Genomic DNA, 20,823 nt, shown 5'->3' with positions numbered 1-20,823 from the left:
GGTGTCGGCGGACCCACAGGAGGTTCGAAGGTTCGCTTTGTCGGGCCTACCTCGGAAAACAGCCGTAGCCTCGGACAATCCCCTCGAAACCGACTGTGAGGAGTTGCATGCTGATCTACACGATGGGTGTCTCGGTGGACGGTTTCATCCACGATCGCGACGACGACTTCGACTGGCCGGGACACAGCGACGAACTCTTCGCGTTCCACACCGACCGCGTCGGCAGCCTCGGTGGCACGATCCTGGGCCGCCGGTTGTACGAGACGATGCGGGTCTGGGAGACCGACCCGGCCATGCGCGACACCGAAGCAGGAGCCGTCTTCGCCGACATCTGGACCGCGCTGCCCAAGGTCGTCTTCAGTCGCACCCTCGACGCGGTCGAGGGCAACGCCAGGCTCGCCCGCGCGGCTGTCGCCGACGAGGTCGCGGAGGTCGTCGCCGCGACGGACAGGGACGTCGAGATCGGGGGTGCGGACCTCGCGTCGCAGGCCTTTGAACTCGGGCTGGTCGACGAGCTGCGAATCTTCCGGTATCCGGTCGTCGTCGGTGGCGGCGCCCCGTTCCTGCCACCGGTCACCGATCGCGTCGACCTCGATCTGGTGGAGACCCGACTGTTCGGTGTCGTCGCATACGAGCGCTACCGGGTGCACCGCGACTGACGCCGCCCGGCGACCACCCATTTGTTCGTGCTGCGTCTAAACCTTCAGCGACGACGATCGCCCCGGCACCCTGTCTCCCAGTCATCACACGCAGTGCATGCAACCGATCTCAGGAGACACACATGACCACACGACGATCCGTCGCGATCATCGGGGCCGGACTCGCCGGGACCACTGCCGGTCTCGGATTTCTCGACGCCGGCTTCGACGTCACGATCTACAGCGACCGCGACCGTGACTCGCTGCGCAACAAGGTGCCGCCGACCGGCGTCGGCGTGCTCTTCGGCAAGTCCCAGGATTGGGATGCCGAGATCATCGAGGATCTCTACGAGGTCGGCAAGACCACCGGCATGAGCGTCCGCCTGTACGGCGGCGCGGGGGAGGATCGCGCCCCCGTTCTCGAATACGACCCCGACTACGGTTACATCTCCGCTGCCGTCGACCTCCGCCTGCGTGCCGACGACCGCCTCGGCCGGTTCCTGGACCGCGGCGGACGATTCGAGGTCACCACCGTCGACCTCGACAACCTCGACGAGATCGCCGGGGCGGCCGACCTCACCCTCGTCGCCACCGGCAAGGGCGGACTGTCGACGCTGTTCCCGGTCGACGAGTCGCGCACCAAGTACCGCGAGCCGCAGCGTCGACTGCTGCAGGTCACGTTGACGGGCGTCGACCACGGACCGGACGTGTTCGCCTACCGCTCGCAGGCGGGCGGAGGTCACTCGCTGTACAACCTCGACAGCGAGAACGGTGAGCTGTTCGTCGGTCCGTTCCTGCACAAGGACGAGGGTGCGACCTGGTCGTTCATCGTCTTCGCGAAGCCTTGGGGCGCCTGGGCGGCGCGCATCGACGACGTCCACGACGCGGTGGGTGCCCGTCGTACCATCGCCGGCATCTTCGCAGAGTTCTTCCCGGAGGACGCGCCGGTCATCGAGCAGCTCGAGGTCATCGAGTCCGACCCGGTGTCGTGGCTCAAGGGTGCGGTCACCCCGACCGTGCGTCGGGCCGTCGCGACCACCAGCGGCGGTCACGCGGTCGCGGCCATCGGCGACACCGCGATCTCGTTCGACCCGGTCGCCGGTCAGGGTGCACAGAACGCGCTCATCCAGGTCGCCGAGCTGGTCAAGGCCGCGCGCGCCCACGACGGTGAGTTCACCGCGGACTGGCTGGCCGAGGAGTTCGAGAAGCATTGGGAGCGTCGTGGTCACGCGGCCACCGAGGTCACCCGCCTGTTCCTCGGCGACCCCGACTTCGCGACCCACCTGGAGCTGTCGTTTCCGGCTGCCGCCGTCGATCCGAACGTCGCGCAGGCACTGCTCGGCCTGCTGTCCGACCCGAATCCGCTCCTCGGTCTGCGGACCCGTGAGGATGTCGAGAACTTCATCACAGCTGTGGCGGGAGAGCCGTACGACCAGGTCCTCGCCAGGTTCGCGCCGGCCGGTCAGTTCAGCGGCGCCGCCCCAGCGCCCGTGACGGTCTGACCCTTTCGTCGCACGACCACCGGGTGCACCGCACCCCGACTGCGTTCTCCAGAACGCGGCCGGGGTGCGGTCGCGTGTGACACCCGAACCGGAACTGTCACATGAGATGTGATACGAACAACAGCGTCCGTTGTGCCGGAATCAGAGGGGGAGCGCGTGAAGACGGGTTGGACATTGGCCGACGCGCCTCCACAGACCGGGCGGGTCGCCGTGGTCACCGGAGCCAACGGGGGCATCGGCCGTGAAGCCGCCCGCGGGCTCGCCACTCTGGGCGCCACCGTGGTGCTGGCGTGCCGCAACGCCGAGACCGCCGCCGCCGCACGCGACGACATCGTCGCCGAGGTACCCGGCGCGGAGGTGGAGATCCTCGACCTCGATCTCGCCAGTCTCGACTCCGTCCGCGCAGCCGCCGAGGAGATCCGGCGATGCCATCCCCGCATCGACGTGCTGGTGAACAACGCCGGCGTCATGCGCGCTCAGCGCGACCTGACTCCCGACGGTTTCGAGATGGACTTCGGTACCAACTATCTCGGTCATTACGCGCTCACCGGGTTGCTGATGGACCGGTTGCTCGCCGCCGACGCCGCGCGGATCGTCACCGTCGGCAGTCACGCCCACCGCGCGGGCAACATCGATTTCTCAGACCTGCCCATGGACCGCACGTTCACCAGTGCCGGGGCGTACTCACGAGCCAAGCTCGCTCAGATGCTGTTCTCGCTGGAGCTCGATCGCCGGCTGAAAGCGGCTGGGGCCACGGCGATCTCGCTCGCCGCCCACCCCGGTGGCACGCGGACCGGGGTGATGCGCGAGCAGAACAAATTCCTGCAGTGGGCGTATCACGCGCCGTCGCTGCGGTGGCTCACCGATCGGTTCATCATGGATCCGCCCGAAGGGGCCCTGCCGATCCTTCGGGCAGCCACCGATCCGAAGGTCTCGGGCGGCCAGTATTACGGTCCGACAGGGAGTTTCGGCCTCGCCGGCCCGCCGATGCTCGTCGAGCCGTCGCCGAAGGCCAAGGATCGCGCGGTCGCCGAACGGCTGTGGGATATCGGCGCCGAGCTCACCGGCATCAGTATCGATCTCGGCTGAAGGGGATTCCCGAAGAGGCTTCTCGAGGGAGGGAACCCGAGGGTGGATTCACCCAGGTCGATACCGACACCGCGCCGGCTCAGCGCTTGAAGCGGCCGGCGAAGCTTCGTAGCGGGAGATCGGCACTGGTCACGATCCCGGGCGGGGCCGCGACCACCGATCGGATCGAGTTGAGTGCGGGCAGGCCCGTGACGGTCATGCCGATCGACGCGAAGTTCTCCGGGTTGGAGAGGTCGAATCCCTTGCGCGGGAAGATCATGTGCTTGGAGTAGATGTTGGGGTCGCCGGTCACCTGGGTGATGTAGCAGGCCTGAATGTTCCACGACGGGTCGGTGTGCGGTGTCATCTGCCATTCCAGATGCGATTCGACGCGCGGCACACCGTCGACCATTCCCTGGTACTTGATGTAACTACCGCCCAGCGACCCGGCGGGGAGCTGGTACCAACCGAGGTCGACGTCCTTGGTGCACGCACCCAGTTCGTAGGAGAACGCCACCTCGTCGAGTTCGAGATCGAAGGCGTCGGCCATGAGGTACACCGAGTCGGCGAAGACGGCGGTGTACTTGTAGAGCGAGTCCGGGATGGACGGGTCGTCGACCGGCAGGCCGTAGCCGACGGCCTTCCAGGTGTCGACCGAGTGGTGGCAGGAGACGTCCACCGACTCGGTGACCGTGACGTTCTCGATCTCGGCGACGTCGGCGGTGTGCACGATGCCGAGGATCTGTGCCAGACCGGGATTCATGCCGGTTCCGTAGAAGGTGGCACCGCCCTTCGTGCAGGCATCGGCGATGATCTCGCTGACCTTGCGGCCGGAGTGGTGCGGATGGTTGGTGTCCCGGTGGAAACCGGTGATCCAGTCGGCGGTGGTCACGATGTTGATCCCGGCTTCGAGGACCTGGACGTAGAGGTCCTCGTCGGGGAACACGCCGTGGAAGGTGAGCACGTCGGGTCGTGCGGCGATGATCTCCTCGACGGTGCCGGTCGCGATCACACCGACCGGTCCGATGCCGACGATCTCGCCGGCATCACGGCCGACCTTGTCCGGTGAATAGCAGTGCAGACCAACCAGTTCCAGGTCCGGATGATTGCGGATGCGGTCGATCATCTCGGTGCCGAGGTTGCCGGTGGCCACCTGGAAGACCCGGATCGGTTCGGGTGTGGTCATCGTTTGGTGGCTCTTCCTGATTCAGAGTGCGTCGAGGTGTTGTGCGAGGCCGCCGGAGTGGATGAGTGACCGCAAGATGTAGTGGTTGAGGTTGCGGAAGCCCAACGCGATCCCGCGGAGGTGTTCCAGGCGGCCGTTGATCGCTTCGACGGGTCCGTTGGAGGCGCCGGTGTCGAAGTAGGCCAAGATCTCGGCACGCCGCGCCCATAATGATCGGCCGAGTTGGGCCAACTCTGCCAGCCCGGACGGAACGCCGGTATGAATCCGTTTGAGCAGCTTGTACATCGCGATCTTGCCGTCACGCTTGTTCTCCTGGCCGTAGGCGTTGATCAGCTCTTGGTAGATCGCGTAGGTGACCGAGACGGCCACGTGCTCCTCGTGAGCCTCCAACCCGCTACGTAGCCGGGCCTTCTGCTTGTCTGTCAGCAACGCGATCCGGGTCAGCAGTGGTCGGCGGATACCGTAGAGCGGATCACCCGTGCGGCCGCGGTGCCCACACGTATGGTGTTGCACGCGTTGACGACACACTGTGAGCTTCTCGGCGGCCAGATGGACCACGTGGAACGGGTCCATCACCGCCCGCGCCTTATCCAATGCCTCGGCGGTCGCGGTGCGATACCCGGTGAATCCGTCCATGGTGACCACCCGGATCCGGTCCCGAAAGGAGTCATCGCGGGCATCGAGCCAGTCCTTCAACGCCGCTTTGGACCGGCCGCCCACCATATCCAGCAAGCGCGCCGACCCGGTCCCATCCACAATCGGTGTGAGGTCGACCAGCACGGTCACGAAACTCGAATCACCATTGCCGCGAACATGTTTCCACTTGTGCTCATCAACACCGAGAACCCTGACACCGTCGAGTCGGCCAGGCGCCGAAGCCACCGTACGCGCCGCCTGCAACGCGAGGGCATTCACGGTGTTCCAGCCCAACCCGACCGACGCGGCGACCGCAGAGACGCTCATCTTGTCCAGAATCATCCGCCGAAGAATCCACGCGATCGTGCGGCGCGTCACCGCCGCGCGCGGCGCGACGATCGCCGAGATGTCGGCGCGAAAGATGCCCTGACCACACGCGCCGTTCTCGCAGGCGTAGCGCGGCACCCTCAGATGCAACCGGGTCGGATGGCCCACGATCGGTAGATCTGCCACCTCACGATCGACATGATCACGCAACCGACCCGCCCGCTCGCACCTCGGGCAGCTACTCTTCGGGGCCAAGACCTCGCAGAACAGGTGTGTGCGATCCTCGCCGTCGAGAGCGGCATCGGTGATCGTCACCCCGAGTTCGATCGTGCGGCAAATCGTGTCGGCAATGGCGCTACGCTGCAACGAGGGTCCTGTCGGTGTGAGTGATGAGGTGTAGGGGCTTTCATCTTCACACCACAGGACCCGCCCGCATCCCCGGCTCGCCGCCGCCGAACCCGACCTACATCTTGTGCCCGGTAGAACCCGTTCTACGCACCGTCAATCAGGAAGAGCCCGTTTGGTCCTTTCGGGACGGGCGTGGAAGTCAGGATTGCGCTGCCGCGCGAAGTGCGTCGAGCTCTGAGCGACGGATACGGACGAACTCGTCGGCTGACGCGCCGCCGTCGGGATAGAACTGTCGGGCCCATTGCCGCAGCGCGGTGAATCCGGCGTACTCCTTGCGGGACAGGGCGGGTGGATCGGAGTAGCGCTGGTGCGCCCAGATGTCGATGTCGGCGGCGAACTGTTCGATGACCAGGTCGGCCATGGTCTTTCCGTATCGGGTGATGTCGCCGGTCTCCTCGCCGGGCTTGCGGCCGATCCAGACGGTGAAGCGCACGTCCGAGGTGTGCTCGTCGACCGGCGTCACCGCGGGCATCGTCCGGTTGTCGACCATGCCCCAGCTCCGGGTGACCGAGCAGCCGAGGCCGGCGTTGATGGATTCGACACCGCTGGTGGCGTTTTCGAGGGTGGCGCCCTCGTCGAAGGCGATGGTGAAGTCGACGTAGGACACCGGACCGGAGAAGTCGTGCCGGGTGAAGTCCGGCATGAACGGTGTCTTGTGGACGAACTTGAAATGTGCGAAGTCGACGCCGTTCTCCATGATGTACTGCGGATGGATCTCCAGGCCCGGTCGGAAGAGCGTCGCGGCGGGCACCGGCGGGTAGTAGTCGTCGGCGGTGGCCTGCCCGTTGTCGCTGCCGAAGTCGGCGAAGATGTCCGGGACGTCGAAATGCGGTGAGCGCCCGTCGACGTCGTGCCAGATCCAGACGGCCTCGTTGCGTTCGACCACGGGGTAGCTGCGGATGCGCCGACCCTTGTTGGGGTGGTTCTCGTAGGGGATGCAGACGTTGCGTCCCTCCTGGTTCCACTCCCAGCCGTGGAAGGGGCAGACCAGGTTCTCGCCCTCCACGTGACCTCCGTGGCCGAGGTGGGCGCCGAGATGTTCACAGTAGGCGTCGAATACGGAGATCCGGCCGGACCGGGATCTCCAAGCGACCATGTCGCGACCGAAGTACTTCATCGTGTGCACGGTCCCGACGGCGATCTCGGTCGACCATGCGACCTGAAACCATCCGGTGGGTGTCATCGACAGCGGCGTTCGCGCCATGCGGTCACGGTAGGACGCGCTGGGCAGGAATACAAGAGGGTTCTGTGAAAAGGGTGAAACCCGCGTTCAAATGGAGGTTTGAGGGGTGCCTCGACCGGTTACTCGGGTGTCTACAATTTCCCTTCGAAACTGTTGGAACATTCAACGCTGGTTTGTATCATTGGACCGGTGCTGTGACGTGGCTTACAGCAATGACGCCGGGAGGCCGAGATGAACGCAGGTGGAGGGATCGGCGCTGCACGATTGGCGCTGACCGGACTGGTACGACCGGCTGAGGCCCGTCGCCGGCTGCGCAATCAGCAGTTCGAGAACGCGCTGTACAACTCGCGTGCGCCCGAACGCGCCTCCTGGGCCCTCACCGACGACGGTGCCCGGCTTCGGGTCCACCACTACGGTCCGGCCGATGCCCCGGTCCTGGTCCTGATCCACGGCTGGTCGTGCTGCATCGAGTACTGGAACCCGCAGATCAACGCCCTCGCCGAGCGTTACCACGTCATCGCCTATGACCAGCGGGGCCACGGGGAGAGCACGTGGGGCGGCCGCACGTTCGACGCCGACGTGCTGGCCGACGACCTCCAGTCGGTGGTCGACCAGTCCGTGCCGGTCGGGTCGAAGGCTGTGTTCGTCGGCCACAGCATGGGCGGCATCACCGTGCAGTCCTGGGCGTACCGTCACCGCGACCGGGTCGAGGAACACGCCTCCGCGCTGGTTCTCGCGAACACGACGTGGGGCGGGATCGTGGACGAGACACGCGTCCTGCCGCTGCTCAACAACCTGTGGAAGGCGCCGGCATGGCTCCCGCAGGCAGCCCTCTCGGTGCCCTTCCCGCTGCCCGGCGGCCGGTTCGCCCGCAGCCTTGTCCGGACCCGCATCCTCAACGGCCGGTCCGCGACCGTCGACCACGCCGCCTTCGTCCTCGCGATGACACGCTCCTGCGACCCGGCCGCCCGCGCGAAGGCCGCGGTCGGGCTCACCCGGCTGGCTCTCGGACCCGTGGGTGCCGAGGCGATCACGGTGCCCACCACGGTCATCGGTGGACGCCATGACCTGTTGCTGCCGCACGCGATGACCCAGCGCATCGCCCACACGCTCTCGATCCGGGGCTACCTCGACCAGCTCGTCGTGCTCGACACCGGTCATGCCTCCAACATCGAGGCGGCAGACGACTTCACCGCCGAGATCCATCGGGTCATGTACTCGGCATCGACGCCTCCCCGGTTGGAGGGTGCCGCGAGCTGAGCGGCCGGGTCTTCGCCGAGCGGCAGGGTCGAGGGTGGGTTCGCAACGGATACCATCAGCGTCCATGCCACCCGTCGATGCCGGTCGGCCGCCGGTTACTGCGGCGGCTGCCGCCCGCCGCGTGAACCGTCGCGGCCAGGCCACCCGCGACGCGATGCTCGACGCCGCGATCAGTTCGCTGGCCTCGGGTGACCCCGCGTCGGTGTCGGGCAACCGCATCGCCAAGGACATCGGCGCCACCTGGGGTGTGATCAAGTATCAGTTCGACGACATCGACGGCCTCTGGGCGGCGGTGCTGCACCGGACCGCCGAACAGCGTGGCGACCTACCTGTCAGTGTGAAACCCGAAGCGCCACTGGGCGAACGGGTGGAGGCGATCATCGAGCTCATGTACGAGGGACTGACCGCGCCGGAATCCCGCGCGATCGAGACACTGCGGGCAGCCTTGCCGCGCGATCCCGACGAACTCCGGCGACTGTTCCCCAAGACCGCCGCCGAGTTCGCCTCGTGGGGGCCGTCCTGGACCGAATCCTGTCAGCGCGCCTTCGCCGACCTCGACGTCGACCCGGAACGTGTCCGGGAGGTCGCGGCGTTCCTGCCCGGCGCCATGCGAGGTCTGGTGTCGGAGAAGCAACTGGGCAGTTTTCAGGATCAGGTGCTGGCCCGCCGCGGTCTCGCGCGGGCGATCGTCGCACTCCTCGCCCCTGCCCGGTTCGGCTAGCCTCGCCAGGCGTCCGAGGTCCGCGAGACGACGGTCTCGACGGTGAGGATCACGACGCACAGCATGGCGACCGTGCCCGGGATGAAGACCAGCAGGAGGACGGCGAACACCGACAGGAGCACTCCGGGTCGTCGGGTGTGAGGTCACGCATGGCATCCATCGTCGCCCAGGTCGGGGCGGATCGGAGTGAGGCCGCGTGGCTCGTTTCAACCCGGCGTGAATTTAAGTACGACCTCGCTGGCGAACTCCGCATCCAACTGTATACAACTAAATGCAGTTGTCGCCGTGCGATCACCTGGCGTCGTGAAGCGGACATCCCAGACTGGATCAACCAAGGAGTGAAGGTGGAGATGGAGACGACGACCATCGAGTCGTCCGAGGTGAAGACAGCCATCGCACGCCTTCGGGAGAAGGCGCCGTTCGTCTACGGCCTCACCAACTACGTCGCGGCGAACCTCAGTGCCAACGTGCTCCTCGCGCTGGGTGCCGGCCCCGCCATCGGGTCAGCGCCCGGGTGGGCCGCTGCGTTCCCCGCCGGTGCCGGCGCCGTCTGGATCAACGGTGCGGCCCTGATGTCGTCGGTGACACCCGACGAGCTCGACGAGGCGGCCGCGACGGCGCACAAGGCCGGTACTCCATGGGTGCTCGATCCGGTGGCGATCGGTGCCGGTGCGAGCGAGTACGACGCGATCCTCGCGTCGCTCGCCCGGCGTCTCGACGCGGTCGTCGCGGTGTCCGGTGAGGTCGACTATCTCTGCGACCCGGCGGGTCGCGCGACCGCCGTCCCCGGTGGCGACGCGAAGATGCCGCAGGTCACCGGGACCGGATGCAGTCTGGGTGCACTCAGTGCGGCATTCTGCGCTGTCGTCGATCCGTTCACTGCCGCGGCGGCCGCACATGCGGCGTTCGCAACCGCCGGCGAGCGGGCCGGTGAGCGTGCGACCGGCACCGCGTCCTTCGCCATCGCCTTCGTCGACGAACTCTCCCTCCTCTGACGCCGACCGCCTCCGACGTCTGCCGAACCGCCCATCGCCGATCACTCGCAAAGGAGCGAATGAGATGCCCAGCAGGAAGATTCATCTGGCCGCGTTCATGAACGCCGGCCCGCAGGGGACGGTCGGTTGGCGGCACCCGGACGCCGGTGACGGTTTCCTCACCGCCGAGCACTACCAGCACATCGCGCGGGTTCTCGAGGCGGCGCGCTTCGACATGGCGTTCGTGCCCGATGCGCTCGCCGTACCGCGCAGCCTGGGCGGCTCCTTCGCTCCGGCCGTCAGATTCGGTTCGGGCACACCGCGTCTGGACCCGATGACGGTTATCACGCTGATGAGTTCGGTGACCACGAAACTCGGGGTGGCCGCGACGATGTCGACCGGCTACCAGGAGCCCTACAACCTCGCTCGCAGCATGGGCACCCTCGATCACCTGAGTGGCGGTCGCGCCGGGTGGAATGTCGTGACCAGCTTCCAGGATGCGGAGGCGCAGAACTTCAACCAGGACAAGCTTCCCGACCGTGAGGAGCGCTACGCGCGAGCCGAGGAGTTCCTCGAGGTCACCACCCGATTGTGGGACTCCTGGTCCGACGACGCGTTGATCCGAGACAAGGCGTCGGGCCGCTTCGGTCATCCCGATCAGGTGGAGGCCATCGATCACAAGGGTCGGTTCTTCCGGGTTCAGGGACCGCTCGGCGTCCCGCGCCCGCCGCAGGGCTATCCGGTCATCGTCCAGGCCGGCGCGTCGCCGACGGGCCGTGACTTCGCCTCTCGCTGGGCCGATGTCGTGTTCTGCAGTCACGAGTCGCTCGACAGTGCGGTCGCCTTCTACCAGGACATGAAGCAGCGCGCGGCAGCCCACGGTCGAGATCCCGAGCAGCTCAAGATCCTCCCCGCCGCGACCACCGTCGTCGGCACCGACTACCGCGATGCGATGGCCAAGCACGAGGCGTTCTTCGATCTCGTCGACCACGAGGCGGGCCTGTCGCGACTGGCCTATCACGTCAACGTCGACCTCACGAAGTACGACCTCGACGGTCCGCTGCCTTCGCTCGAAGTGGTTGGTGTGGAAGGCCATTACCGCGAGGTCGTGGAGTTCGCCGAGCGGGAGAACCTGTCCGTCCGCGAGATCGGGCGCTGGTACGGCGCCCGCACCGAGGGCAACATGATCGGCTCGGCCACCGACATCGTCGACACGATGGAACAGTGGCTCGACGCCGGTGCGGCCGACGGTTTCATGATCCAGGCGACGCACGTCCCGGCAGCCTTCGAGGACTTCGCCACCCTCGTGGTGCCGGAACTACAGCGGCGCGGGCTGTTTCGCACCGAGTACGAGGGTGACACCCTGCGCGAGAATCTCGGTCTCGCGCGCCCCGAACGCGGTGAATGGCGCAACCGCGCCAGGAGCGTCGCCGACGCCGCAACTGGTGGGGCAGGTGCGTGACCGGTACCGAGAGCGCCCTCGTCTCCGCCGGATGGCTTCATCGCCGGCTGGATTCGACGATCGTCCTCGACGCGAGTGTCGAACGCTCGGTCGACGACAACGGGCAGACCGTGTTCGCCCCCGGTGGTGAGGTGTTCCGCACCGCCCACATCCCGGGAGCGCGGTTCGCCGACCTCTTCGCGGTCTTCTCCGATCCTGCGGCGGCGGTCCCCTTCACGCGGCCGACTGTGGCGCAGATGGCCTCGGCTGCACAGCAACTGGGCATCACGCCGTCGGACGAGATCGTGGTCTACGACCAGCTCAGCGGTGCGTATGCGGCGCGGGTGTGGCTGGTGCTGAGGTCCTTCGGCTTCGACCGGGCCAGGGTGCTCGACGGCGGGTTCGCCCAGTGGGTGGACCAGGGGTACCCGGTGGCCGATGGCGATGCATCGGGTGAGACCACCGAACCGCGCATCGACGTCCACCTACGCGATCTCACCGGCCGGGCATTCGCCGACCTGGACGAGGTCCGGGCGGTGGCCGTCGCCGAACAATCGTCCACGACGCTCGTGTGTGCGCTCCGCACCCCCGACTACACCGGTGAGTCCGGCGGCGCACGTCCCGGCCACATCCCCGGCAGCGTGAGCGTGCCCTACCCCGACCTGCTGAACGACGACGGCACGTTCTCGACCGAGCGAACCCGAAAGGCACTGCAGGCATCCGGGATCGACGCCGGTTCCGAGGTGATCCTCTATTGCGGCGGCGGGATCAACGCGGCCGGAGCCGCCTTGGCGTTTGCCGAGGCCGGATACCCGCTACCTCGTGTCTACGACGGATCGATGAGTGAATGGCGCGCTCATCCCGAACTCCCGCTGGTGACGGGTCCGCATCCACGATGAGCCCTGTCGCGCCCGGACACGGCCACCGGCTGGGAGGCCCACCGCAACACGTGCGGTGTCACGGCCGGTCTGTCTGCGAGGATCGAGGGGTTCGTCTGCCCGCCCCGCACGACCCCACGGAAGGTGACCGCCGATGAAGAGCGCCCGCGACGCGGTCTACGAAGCGCTGCACGAGCGGCTGACGCACGGCCACTACCCGGCCGAAGCGACACTGATCCCGCAGGCGTTGAGCGAGGAGTTCGGGGTGTCGCGGACCCCTGTTCGGGAGGCGTTGGGGCTGCTCGAACGCAAGGGACTGCTGGTCGCGGCGTCGCGGGGTTTTGTCCTGCGCATCCGCGGCGACGAGGAGATGCTCGAGATCTTCGAGGTGCGGGCCATTCTCGAGTCGAGTGCGGCCGCGGCGGCCGCCGAGCGTCACACGCCGGTCGACATCGCACGACTCAAGGAAGCGTTGGCGCTGAGTTCGAACTACACCGAACCCGCCGATATTCGGCAGGCGCTCAACGTCTTCCACGACTGTGTGCTCCGCGCCGCACACAACCAGACGATCTACGACATGGAACGAGACCTGCGCGACCAGATCAAGGTCAGTGCACCGTGGTTCACCCCGACCGGCCGCGAGAGCTTCGAGAGTTCGGTCAGCGAACACGAGCAGATCCTGTCGGCGATCATCGGCGGATCGGCTGAAAAGGCTCGGTTGCTGATGCTCGAACACCTGAATCACGACAGGGACGTGCGTATCTCGCAGCTGGTCTCCCGGACGATGGGCGTCGTCGCGGGGGAGAGCTCCGCTCCCTGAGCGGCAGTCAGGCGCGTCGGGCGACGAAGCGCGCGGCGTCGAGCGTCATGCCGTTGACCGAGTAGAGCGTGTGCAGGGCGTTCGGGCCGCCGACCGGCGAGCCGTCGCAGATGGTGTCACCGGCGACGCAGTAGCGCACCGTCTTGCCGCGGTAGGGGGTCGACACCCGCACCGGGGGCGCCCCGATGTCGGTGATGAAGCGATCCGACGGGGCTCCGAAAAAGACGATCGCCGCAACGTTGCGCGAGAGGGACGCCGGCAGCGGCGGCGGGACGAAACGGTCGTAGGCGGCGTACCGCGCCGGCAGGTCCAGGCCGGCGTGGACCGCATACCCCGCGACGACGGCGCCCTGGGAGTAGCCGCCGAGAACGACCTTGGTGCCCGGGCACTTGGCCGACAAATACTTCACGCGGTTCTGGGTGGTACGAACCCCGTCTGCGACGGTTCGGGCGAACTTCAGGCGGTTGCCGAACTGGTCACTCGCCGGGTACGGGACGCCGTAGGCGGCCACCGACTTGCCCGGCAGCTGGCTCCGAACGGCCTCGACGAACGACAGACCGGTCAGCCCCAGCGGTGGCGCGGGCTCGATGGTCCCGCGTGCGAACACGACCTCTACGTCGGGGCAGCCCGGCCTGGCCTCGGCCGCCGGGCTCCCGGCGATCACCGACCCGGCGACGGCCGCGATCAGGGAGGCGGCGACGATGCCCAGTCTGGTGATCATGCCTGTCGGCCGGGTCGTTCGTGGGTTCGCGTCGTGGTTCATTCTGATCCCGTCGGTGGTGGAGTCGCTCGTCGTCACGGTTCGCATGGGGTGACCCCCGTAGTCGTGACCATTCCAGGTTCCCCGTCATGTGTGCCACCAAACGCGGAATACTGTTCGCCATGCGGAGTCGTCATGTGAGCACGGTGATCGGTGCGTCCGCCGACCTGGTGTACGACTTCGTCTCCGATCCCGACAATCTCCCGAAGTGGGCGGCCGGACTCGCGAGTTCCGAGGTCGTCCGACGCGGCGACGACCTCCTGGCCGAGTCGCCGATGGGCACCGTGACGATCCGGTTCGTTCCGCGGAACACTCTCGGGGTCGTCGACCACGACGTGATCCTCCCGAACGGCGACACCGTGCACAATCCGCTTCGCGTGCTGCCCCATCCGGAGGGGGCCGAGGTGGTGTTCACGCTGCGGCAGCTGGCGATGTCCGACGCGGAGTTCGACCAGGACACCCGCATGGTGGAGGAAGACCTGGAGCGCCTCAGGGCGCTGTTCTGAGAGCTGCCTGCCAGAATCTTCGTCCGGCCGAACGTATTTCGGGGGATTCCTCCCGATTTACCGATTTCTCTCTGGATTGCTGTCGCTGCCTTCGTCACAGATCGTCGACATTAGAGGCAGCCACACTCCTGTCCCACACTGGGACATCTTTCGCCATTGAAGTTCGCGCATCATCGGTGATGCCAGTCACACTCTGGGCCGAGTGGAGCGAACTGCTTCCGGGGCATCCCGCAGCAAGGTCCAGTAGGTGGCCTGATCACCGCAGCACACCCTTGAAATGGAGCCATCAATGTCCCCCGAACTCACCCGAGCGCGAGGACTTCTCAGCCACCTCGTGTCCAAACCCGACGCGACCATGGACGACTACCGCACCCTTTACGACGAGGTGTTGGCCAACTTCACCCCGCCGCAGGACGCGGAGATCGAGCCGGTCGATGCCAACGGCGTCTCTTGTATCTGGGTCTCAGCTCCCGGAGCCGACCCGGCCCGGGTGACCCTTTTCGTGCACGGCGGCGGCTGGTGCATGGGTAACGCCCACGGATACCGCGAACTCGGGTACCGCCTTTCTGCGGCATCAGGCAGCCGGGTCCTCGTGGTCGACTACCGCCTGGCTCCCGAACACCCGTTCCCCGCGCCCTTGGACGACGTCGTCATCGCATACCGATGGGCGCGTCATCTCGATGGCGTCCGCGATGTTGCGCTCGCGGGAGATTCGGCGGGGGGTGGACTGGTGACCGGCGCCGCAATCGCACTCCGAGACGCCTCGGATACGGCGCCTGCCGGTGTTGTCGCCATGTCTCCGCTGGTCGACCTGGCCGGCGAAGGTGCTTCGCTTGTGGAGCGTGCCGACGTGGATCCGCTCCCTGCGGCTGCCCTGGTTGCAGGCATGGGTGCCGCGTACCTCGCCGGTCGTGAGCCGAAGGAGACCCCGCTGGCGTCTCCGCTCTACGCCGACCTCAGTGGACTTCCGCCGTTCCTCATCCTCGTCGGCACCGACGAGGGGTTGTACGACGACTCGACGCGCCTGGCTGACAAGATCCGGAACAGCGGCGGAGACGCCACCCTCGAGGTTGGCGAATCGATGGTCCACATCTGGCCGCTGTTCAACTTCCTCCCCGAGGCGGCCACCGCCATGGAGCTCGTCGGCAGCTTCCTCTCCAAGAGATTCGCCGAAAGCTGACTGCGCGAATCACGCCCTACATCAACATAATTCGACCTCGAAAACCTCCCGTCAGGAGTAGCACTATGCCAGTTCCCCAGCAGACGCAATCTGCGCAGCACACCGACGCACTCATCATCGGCACCGGCTTTTCGGGCCTCCGTGCACTCATCGAGCTGAAGAAGATCGGTCTCTCAGTCATCACACTCGAGGCCGGAACGGACGTCGGCGGTACGTGGTACTGGAACCGTTACCCGGGCGCCCGGACAGACAGCCAGAGCTGGTCGTACGCCTTCCCGTTCCCCGAGATCGAAGAACAGTGGACGTGGACCGAGCGCTACCCGAGTCAGCCGGAAGTGCAGCGCTACCTCAGCTTCGTCACCGATCAGTTCGATCTGCGCCCGCAGATTCGATTCGGGCAGCGCGTCGCGGCCGCGTCGTACGACGAGTCCAGCAACCTGTGGACCGTGACCACCGAGGACGGAAGCCAGTTCACCTGTACCTACCTGATTCCCGCCGTCGGCCCCCTGTCGATTCCGCAGGAGCCGAAGTTCAAGGGAATGGAACATTTCCAGGGCGAGGTCTACAACACCGGCCGTTGGCCCACCGAGCCGGTCGACTTCACCGGCAAGCGGGTCGCCGTGATCGGTACCGGCGCATCCGGTATCCAGACGATCCCGCTCGTGGCCGAGGTCGCAGAGCATCTAACCGTTTTCCAGCGCACGCCCAACTACGTCATGCCGGCACGGAACTTCGATCTCGATGACGAGTTCCAGAAGAAGCTCAAAGAAGACCTCCCGTCAGAGTGGGCGAAGGCCCGTAACCATGTGTTCGGATTCCCACTCGAGCCGGCCGGTCGGACATACGACGATGTGACCGATGAAGAGCGTGAACGGATCTTCGAGGACGGTTGGCAGAAGGGCGGGTTCCATTTCGTCTTCGAGACGTTCGACGACATCATCTTCGACCAGCGCTCCAACGACGCTGCTGCCGACTTCATTCGCCGCAAGATCAAGGAGACGGTGAAGGACCCGAAGGTCGCCGAGATCCTGACGCCGAGAAACTACCCGTACGTCGCGAAGCGTCCGCCGTCAGGCACGAACTACTACGAAACCTTCAACCGCGACAACGTCACCCTGGTCGACATCAAGAGCGATCCGATCGAGGAGATGACCAGTACGGGAATCCGGACGCGTGACAACGAGTTCGCGTTCGATGCCGTGATCTTCGCGACCGGTTTCGACGCTGTTACGGGTGCTCTGAGCAGGATCGATGTCACCGGTCGCGGCGGAGTAGGGCTCAACGAGGTGTGGAAGAATGGTCCGGAGACCCACCTCAGCGTCGGCGTACCCAACTTCCCCAATATGTTCATGCTCTTCGGCCCGCAGTGCTCCTACGCCAACGCTCCGGTGGTCGTGGAGTCGCTGGTGGCGTGGCTCAGCAGGGTCATCCGTCACATGGAAGAGAACAAGCTCACCCGCATCGAGTGCACCGAACAGGCCGCCTCGAACTGGAGCGCAGCCGTAGACGAGATCTTCAACATGACGCTGCTGCCCGCCGGCGAGGCCGCAGGCAGCTGGTACCTGGGTGCCAACGTGCCGGGCAAGCCGCGTCGCGTTCTGTTCTACTTCGGCGGTGCGGATCGTTTCGACGCCCTACTCAAAGAGAACGCCGAACAGAACTTCGACGGGTTCGTCTTCACCGAACAGCTCGTAGGAGCCAGCCGCTGACCACAGGTAAGCGCAGGCATCTCACATAACAGTTGGTCGTGGTCCCCGCACAGGAATGTGCGGGGACCACGACTGTATGTGCAAGAGACTCCGTTCCCGGACTACAACATTCACACAAATCGTGTGCGCTGATTCGTCTTCACGTAGTCGTACGCCGCGCCTGGGCGATGTTCTCGCGAACCACGGGCGCGATCTCGGTGCCGAAGCGGGTGATGGCGGTGGGATCGCCGCCGCCGATGATGAATCCGTTGATTCCAGCGGATTCATCACCGAATTGGCGCGGATTCCCAGAGGCGCCAACTCTTTCCCAGAGGCGCCAACTCTACTGCGAGATACTTGATCCGCATCTCACCCAAAGCCTTTGGTACGCCGACAGCGGCGTAACCCGGGACCACAGCATGCATGACTGCCGCGGCTGGTGACGAAGATGACGCTGCTCCCCGGCCGCATCAACGGAAGCGCTGACTCGGCTTCGTCCTCAGGCTGGGGGCAGACCAGGTTCCGATCAGTTTGTACATGACAACCTTTCGGTGTGCTCGTCCTTGGGTACTGCGGGTCTTCTGGGATACTGCGCTCTCGGGGTACTACGGTCATCCGAAGATGGACATCAGAGCAGGTGCCACATCGCGGTAGCTGTCGACGGTGCGACAGCGACCACGCCCGACGGTTGCGAGATCCTTCGCGAGGTCGGGATCGAACTCCTCCGATCTGTCGAGGAGGACGTCCAAGCGGGGCAGACCCGCCGCCACCGCGCGCGGATCGGGTCCGGCGTTGTGGACGCAGTCGCTCAGCAAGAGGACGCGTGCATCCGCGGGCGGTGTGCCGGCGAGCTGCTGTCTGGCGACTTCGAGAGCGAAGGCGACGTTCGTCAAACCTTGGGCCGGGATCGCGAGGAGCTGTTCGATGATCGCGTCTGGATGCGTCGTCTGTCCCATCCGGACGAGTAGGGACGCGTCGGACCAGAAGGCCACCACCGCGATGTCGTCTCGACCCAGTTCGCCGACCAAAGCGCCGACCGTGGCGGCCGCTGTGCGTACCTGTTCACCTCGGCGCGACCCGGAAATATCAACGACGAGAACCAGATTACGCCGTATTTGTAACCGATCCCGGACCAGGATGTCGTCGTCGGCGGGGTGCGGCGTGGATGCCAGAACTTCCAAAGTCGCATCCAGATCGATGTCGTCGCCCGCGCCGGTCCACCGCCGGGTGACCAGCTCGCCCGAAGGCGACCGTCGTGGCCGGAGATGTTGTCGCGGGCGAGTGAGCGCCAGCCGATTGGCGATCAGGCGTGCGCGCTCCCGAACGGCGTCATCGATGGTCGGTCCGGGGGCACTGGCGCCGACGACGTCTCCGCTGTCATCGGTCAGACCTGGCGCCGAGGTCCCCGACGGAAGGCCCTGCGGCGCACTCGGTGGGCGCCTGCCGGTGAGTACCGGGCCCGAGCCGGCACCACCGACACCGGGAAGGTGCAGGGTCGGTTCGGTGGTCAGGGTCTTCGGTTTGCGGCGCAGCGGGCGCATACGGCCGTGATCGTGACGGCGAGGGCTCCGATTCACCGCAAGTGGGCTTTCGACGGCGATGACTCTTCAACCCGGATCGGCGGCGGCAGGGCGGAGGACGAAATGATCCTCCCAGATCTCACGGAGTACGTCCTCTGGCGTCTTGAACGTAGTGTCGTCGAGATGGATTCGACCTGACAGTCCGACGATCATGGCGTCCAGGAATGCAGTCGTGTAGTCCTCGGGGAGGTCCCTGGGAGGTTCCGGACCGTCAGAAACCGGGGTGTGGACGCCGCGCATGCTGAGGAGTTGAGCTGCGAGCAGGGCGACGTCGATCGCTCCGCGCACGCTGCTGCCCTGTCGGACGTCGTCGTGGGTGCGGGTAAGGCGGGTGACGGCGACCGAGTCGGCGAGCATTCGGGGCGAGGCGACGGAGGTGCGACGAGCCACGATTTGCCTTTCTGCTTCGGCTTCCTGATAGGTCGTGACGAGGCGACACATCCGGTCGTGGACCGAGGTCGACAATCTGGTGGTACCGATGTTGTCGAACGGGTTCATCGAGGCGATGACTCGGAACGTTGGCAGGGCGGTGACGCTCCCGACACGCGGCACGGCGATCACCCGCTCGGCCATCGCCGTCAGCAATGTGTTCAGTGTGTCCTCGGGTGCGCGATTGAACTCTTCGATGTATAAGAAGCCGCCGGAACGCATGGCCGCGACGAGAGGGCCTTCGACGAAGTTGTCTGGCGTGTAGTCCTCGCGCAAGACCCGCGCCGGGTTGTGGTGGCCGACCAGTCGGGTCGGCGTGAGGTCGGCGTTGCCCTCGACAAACACCAGAGGGATGTTCCACTCAGAGGTGATCGCGTGTAGCAGTGTGGATTTCGATGTACCTGGCGGACCTTCGAGAATGAGGTCGCGCCCGGCGGCGACCGCGGCGAGCAACAGATCCAGCTCGCGCTCCCGGCCGACCACATGGCGGGCGATCGCCAGGCGCAGCTCGTGCAAGTTGTCGACGGTCGACGCGATGTCGGAAGTCATTGTCTCGTACCTCGTGTGGTGGCTTCAGATGAATGGCGAACGCTGAGAGGGCGGGTGCCGTGTGCGGGCGACTCTGCAGGCCTGTACGGCCGAAGTGCAGAGTCGCCCGCACACCCCTCGACGGCTCAATCGGTGATGCTGGGTCAGGTGTTGAGCTTGAACCCGACTTTCAAGGTGACCTGAAAGTGTGCGACCTTGTTGTCGCTGATGTGGCCGCGAGTTTCCATGACCTCGAACCAGTCGAGATGCTCGAGGGTGGACGCGGCGCGTCCGATTGCGCCGCTGATGGCGTCTTCGATACTCGTTGTGGATGTACCGACGATCTCGACGACTCGATAGATGTTGTCGCTCATGTGTTTTGCCTATTCGTTGAGTCCGGGGCGCGCCAGGACGACGCTTTGGGGGCTTCCGATCACACGGTGCCGTTGGCAGTGGTCGTCGTATCGCGGGGCCGGCTGAAAGCCCTGACCGCGTTGAAGATCAGCAGGGTGAGCAGCCCGATGAGCATGAGGTAGCCGCCGAGGCGGAGGTTGGGCAGAGCATCGATCGTCTGCGACCACGTCTGAGGGCCCTTAAGTGCGAGGGTGGTAAGGATCGCGGTGAGCAGGCCTACTCCGGCGCCGATCGCCGCCACGATCCGGCTGTTGGTGAGTAGCGTCGCGACGCTCAGAACGATGAGGGCTCCGAACAGGAACCATGCGAGCCAACCGAAATAGCTTGCCTGGATCGTCGACGGGCTCGTTCCGGTCGCGGTCACGAGATCGCTGAAGCTCATCGACGCTGCCGGCGTGTTGGCTGCGGGATTTGCCGGCATGAACAGCCAGGTGGTGGTGACGAGACTGATGAGAAGGAGCAGCGCCCCGACTCCCACGATGGCCACGTCCTTGACGTTGGTGGCGGCCAGTCGTCCGACTGCTGGTGCGGTTGTCATGTGTCCTCTTCCTGTGGCCACGGACGGCAGCTGTTGAGCTCTTCAGGCCGCATGACGAAGCTGACGGTGGCTCTGGGTGTGTGGGGTGACGTGACGAAGATCGATGCGATCTAGGTCGCTTAGGGACACTAGGGTGATGTAACTCACCGCATGTGTGC

General features: G+C 65.8%; 20 protein-coding genes and 1 pseudogene. 12 read left to right on the top strand and 9 right to left on the bottom strand.

Going from position 1 to position 20,823, the window contains the following annotated elements:
- The first annotated feature begins 107 nt into the window (after positions 1–107).
- The 3 genes from GKZ92_RS20595 (at position 108) to GKZ92_RS20585 (ending at position 3,229) form a co-directional block, all read left to right on the top strand.
- Entirely contained in the window at positions 108–659 is a 552-nt protein-coding gene (locus GKZ92_RS20595; protein WP_035752932.1) for a dihydrofolate reductase family protein, read from the top strand.
- A 122-nt stretch (positions 660–781) separates the two neighbouring features.
- Positions 782–2,140 (top strand): styrene monooxygenase/indole monooxygenase family protein, encoded by a 1,359-nt coding sequence (locus tag GKZ92_RS20590; protein ID WP_006359892.1) that lies wholly within the window; start codon positions 782–784, stop codon positions 2,138–2,140.
- 156 nt (positions 2,141–2,296) lie between these two features.
- On the top strand, positions 2,297–3,229 hold the full coding sequence (locus GKZ92_RS20585; RefSeq protein ID WP_035752931.1) for an oxidoreductase: 933 nt from the start codon (positions 2,297–2,299) through the stop codon (positions 3,227–3,229).
- A gap of 79 nt (positions 3,230–3,308) precedes the next feature.
- Here the strand turns inward: GKZ92_RS20585 and GKZ92_RS20580 are convergent, their stop codons facing one another.
- The 3 genes from GKZ92_RS20580 to GKZ92_RS20570 form a co-directional block, all read right to left on the bottom strand.
- Complete coding sequence (locus tag GKZ92_RS20580) at positions 3,309–4,394, bottom strand: NAD(P)H-dependent amine dehydrogenase family protein (protein WP_006359890.1); 1,086 nt, start codon at positions 4,392–4,394, stop codon at positions 3,309–3,311.
- Between the two features lie 21 nt (positions 4,395–4,415).
- Complete coding sequence (locus GKZ92_RS20575; RefSeq protein ID WP_155225589.1) at positions 4,416–5,723, bottom strand: ISL3 family transposase; 1,308 nt, start codon at positions 5,721–5,723, stop codon at positions 4,416–4,418.
- 181 nt (positions 5,724–5,904) lie between these two features.
- Positions 5,905–6,969, bottom strand: a complete 1,065-nt coding sequence (locus GKZ92_RS20570; protein ID WP_035752929.1) for a Rieske 2Fe-2S domain-containing protein — start codon at positions 6,967–6,969, stop codon at positions 5,905–5,907.
- 210 nt (positions 6,970–7,179) lie between these two features.
- Between GKZ92_RS20570 and GKZ92_RS20565 the strand changes: the two genes are divergently transcribed.
- Entirely contained in the window at positions 7,180–8,208 is a 1,029-nt protein-coding gene (locus GKZ92_RS20565) for an alpha/beta fold hydrolase (RefSeq protein WP_042375179.1), read from the top strand.
- A 64-nt stretch (positions 8,209–8,272) separates the two neighbouring features.
- Positions 8,273–8,929, top strand: coding sequence for a TetR/AcrR family transcriptional regulator (locus GKZ92_RS20560; protein WP_075862671.1), 657 nt, complete (start codon positions 8,273–8,275; stop codon positions 8,927–8,929).
- On the opposite strand, the gene GKZ92_RS23885 is transcribed toward GKZ92_RS20560, so the two are convergent.
- Complete coding sequence (locus GKZ92_RS23885) at positions 8,926–9,051, bottom strand: hypothetical protein (protein ID WP_262338850.1); 126 nt, start codon at positions 9,049–9,051, stop codon at positions 8,926–8,928. The two genes, GKZ92_RS20560 and GKZ92_RS23885, sit on opposite strands and share 4 nt — an antisense overlap.
- 228 nt (positions 9,052–9,279) lie before the next feature.
- On the opposite strand from GKZ92_RS23885, the gene GKZ92_RS20555 reads away from it, so the two are divergent.
- From GKZ92_RS20555 to GKZ92_RS20540, 4 genes are all read left to right on the top strand, one after another.
- Positions 9,280–9,924, top strand: a complete 645-nt coding sequence (locus tag GKZ92_RS20555) for a hydroxyethylthiazole kinase (protein WP_155225588.1) — start codon at positions 9,280–9,282, stop codon at positions 9,922–9,924.
- A gap of 64 nt (positions 9,925–9,988) precedes the next feature.
- On the top strand, positions 9,989–11,365 hold the full coding sequence (locus GKZ92_RS20550; protein WP_155225587.1) for an LLM class flavin-dependent oxidoreductase: 1,377 nt from the start codon (positions 9,989–9,991) through the stop codon (positions 11,363–11,365).
- Positions 11,362–12,243 carry a sulfurtransferase gene (locus GKZ92_RS20545; RefSeq protein ID WP_155225586.1) on the top strand — a complete coding sequence of 294 codons (882 nt, stop codon included), beginning with the start codon at positions 11,362–11,364 and terminating at the stop codon, positions 12,241–12,243. Before GKZ92_RS20550 ends, GKZ92_RS20545 begins: the two co-directional genes overlap by 4 nt.
- A 133-nt stretch (positions 12,244–12,376) precedes the next feature.
- Positions 12,377–13,042 (top strand): GntR family transcriptional regulator, encoded by a 666-nt coding sequence (locus tag GKZ92_RS20540; RefSeq protein WP_035752921.1) that lies wholly within the window; start codon positions 12,377–12,379, stop codon positions 13,040–13,042.
- 7 nt (positions 13,043–13,049) lie between these two features.
- Here the strand turns inward: GKZ92_RS20540 and GKZ92_RS20535 are convergent, their stop codons facing one another.
- The gene (locus GKZ92_RS20535; protein WP_155225585.1) at positions 13,050–13,763 is read right to left on the bottom strand and encodes a cutinase family protein; all 714 of its coding nucleotides are present in this window, start codon (positions 13,761–13,763) and stop codon (positions 13,050–13,052) included.
- Positions 13,764–13,924: 161 nt separating this feature from the next.
- Between GKZ92_RS20535 and GKZ92_RS20530 the strand changes: the two genes are divergently transcribed.
- The 3 genes from GKZ92_RS20530 (at position 13,925) to GKZ92_RS20520 (ending at position 17,197) form a co-directional block, all read left to right on the top strand.
- Complete coding sequence (locus GKZ92_RS20530; RefSeq protein ID WP_196222059.1) at positions 13,925–14,308, top strand: SRPBCC family protein; 384 nt, start codon at positions 13,925–13,927, stop codon at positions 14,306–14,308.
- A 289-nt stretch (positions 14,309–14,597) separates the two neighbouring features.
- A complete protein-coding gene (locus GKZ92_RS20525; RefSeq protein WP_196222019.1) occupies positions 14,598–15,488 on the top strand; it encodes an alpha/beta hydrolase in 891 nt (296 codons plus the stop codon).
- 65 nt (positions 15,489–15,553) lie between these two features.
- On the top strand, positions 15,554–17,197 hold the full coding sequence (locus GKZ92_RS20520) for a flavin-containing monooxygenase (protein ID WP_155225583.1): 1,644 nt from the start codon (positions 15,554–15,556) through the stop codon (positions 17,195–17,197).
- 590 nt (positions 17,198–17,787) lie between these two features.
- Here GKZ92_RS20520 and GKZ92_RS20515 read toward each other — a convergent pair.
- The 4 genes and pseudogenes from GKZ92_RS20515 to GKZ92_RS20500 form a co-directional block, all read right to left on the bottom strand.
- Positions 17,788–18,717 (bottom strand): vWA domain-containing protein, encoded by a 930-nt coding sequence (locus GKZ92_RS20515; RefSeq protein ID WP_155225582.1) that lies wholly within the window; start codon positions 18,715–18,717, stop codon positions 17,788–17,790.
- Positions 18,718–18,783: 66 nt separating this feature from the next.
- Positions 18,784–19,737: pseudogene (locus GKZ92_RS20510) on the bottom strand (AAA family ATPase); the annotation flags it as partial.
- Between the two features lie 140 nt (positions 19,738–19,877).
- Positions 19,878–20,087 (bottom strand): dodecin, encoded by a 210-nt coding sequence (locus tag GKZ92_RS20505; RefSeq protein ID WP_155225580.1) that lies wholly within the window; start codon positions 20,085–20,087, stop codon positions 19,878–19,880.
- Positions 20,088–20,146: 59 nt separating this feature from the next.
- On the bottom strand, positions 20,147–20,665 hold the full coding sequence (locus GKZ92_RS20500) for a hypothetical protein (protein WP_155225579.1): 519 nt from the start codon (positions 20,663–20,665) through the stop codon (positions 20,147–20,149).
- Positions 20,666–20,823: the final 158 nt, after the last annotated feature.

It is taken from the genome of Gordonia sp. 135, from assembly GCF_009720185.1.
GTDB lineage: Bacteria > Actinomycetota > Actinomycetes > Mycobacteriales > Mycobacteriaceae > Gordonia > Gordonia alkanivorans.
This window is presented reverse-complemented; position numbering and strand designations above follow the sequence as displayed.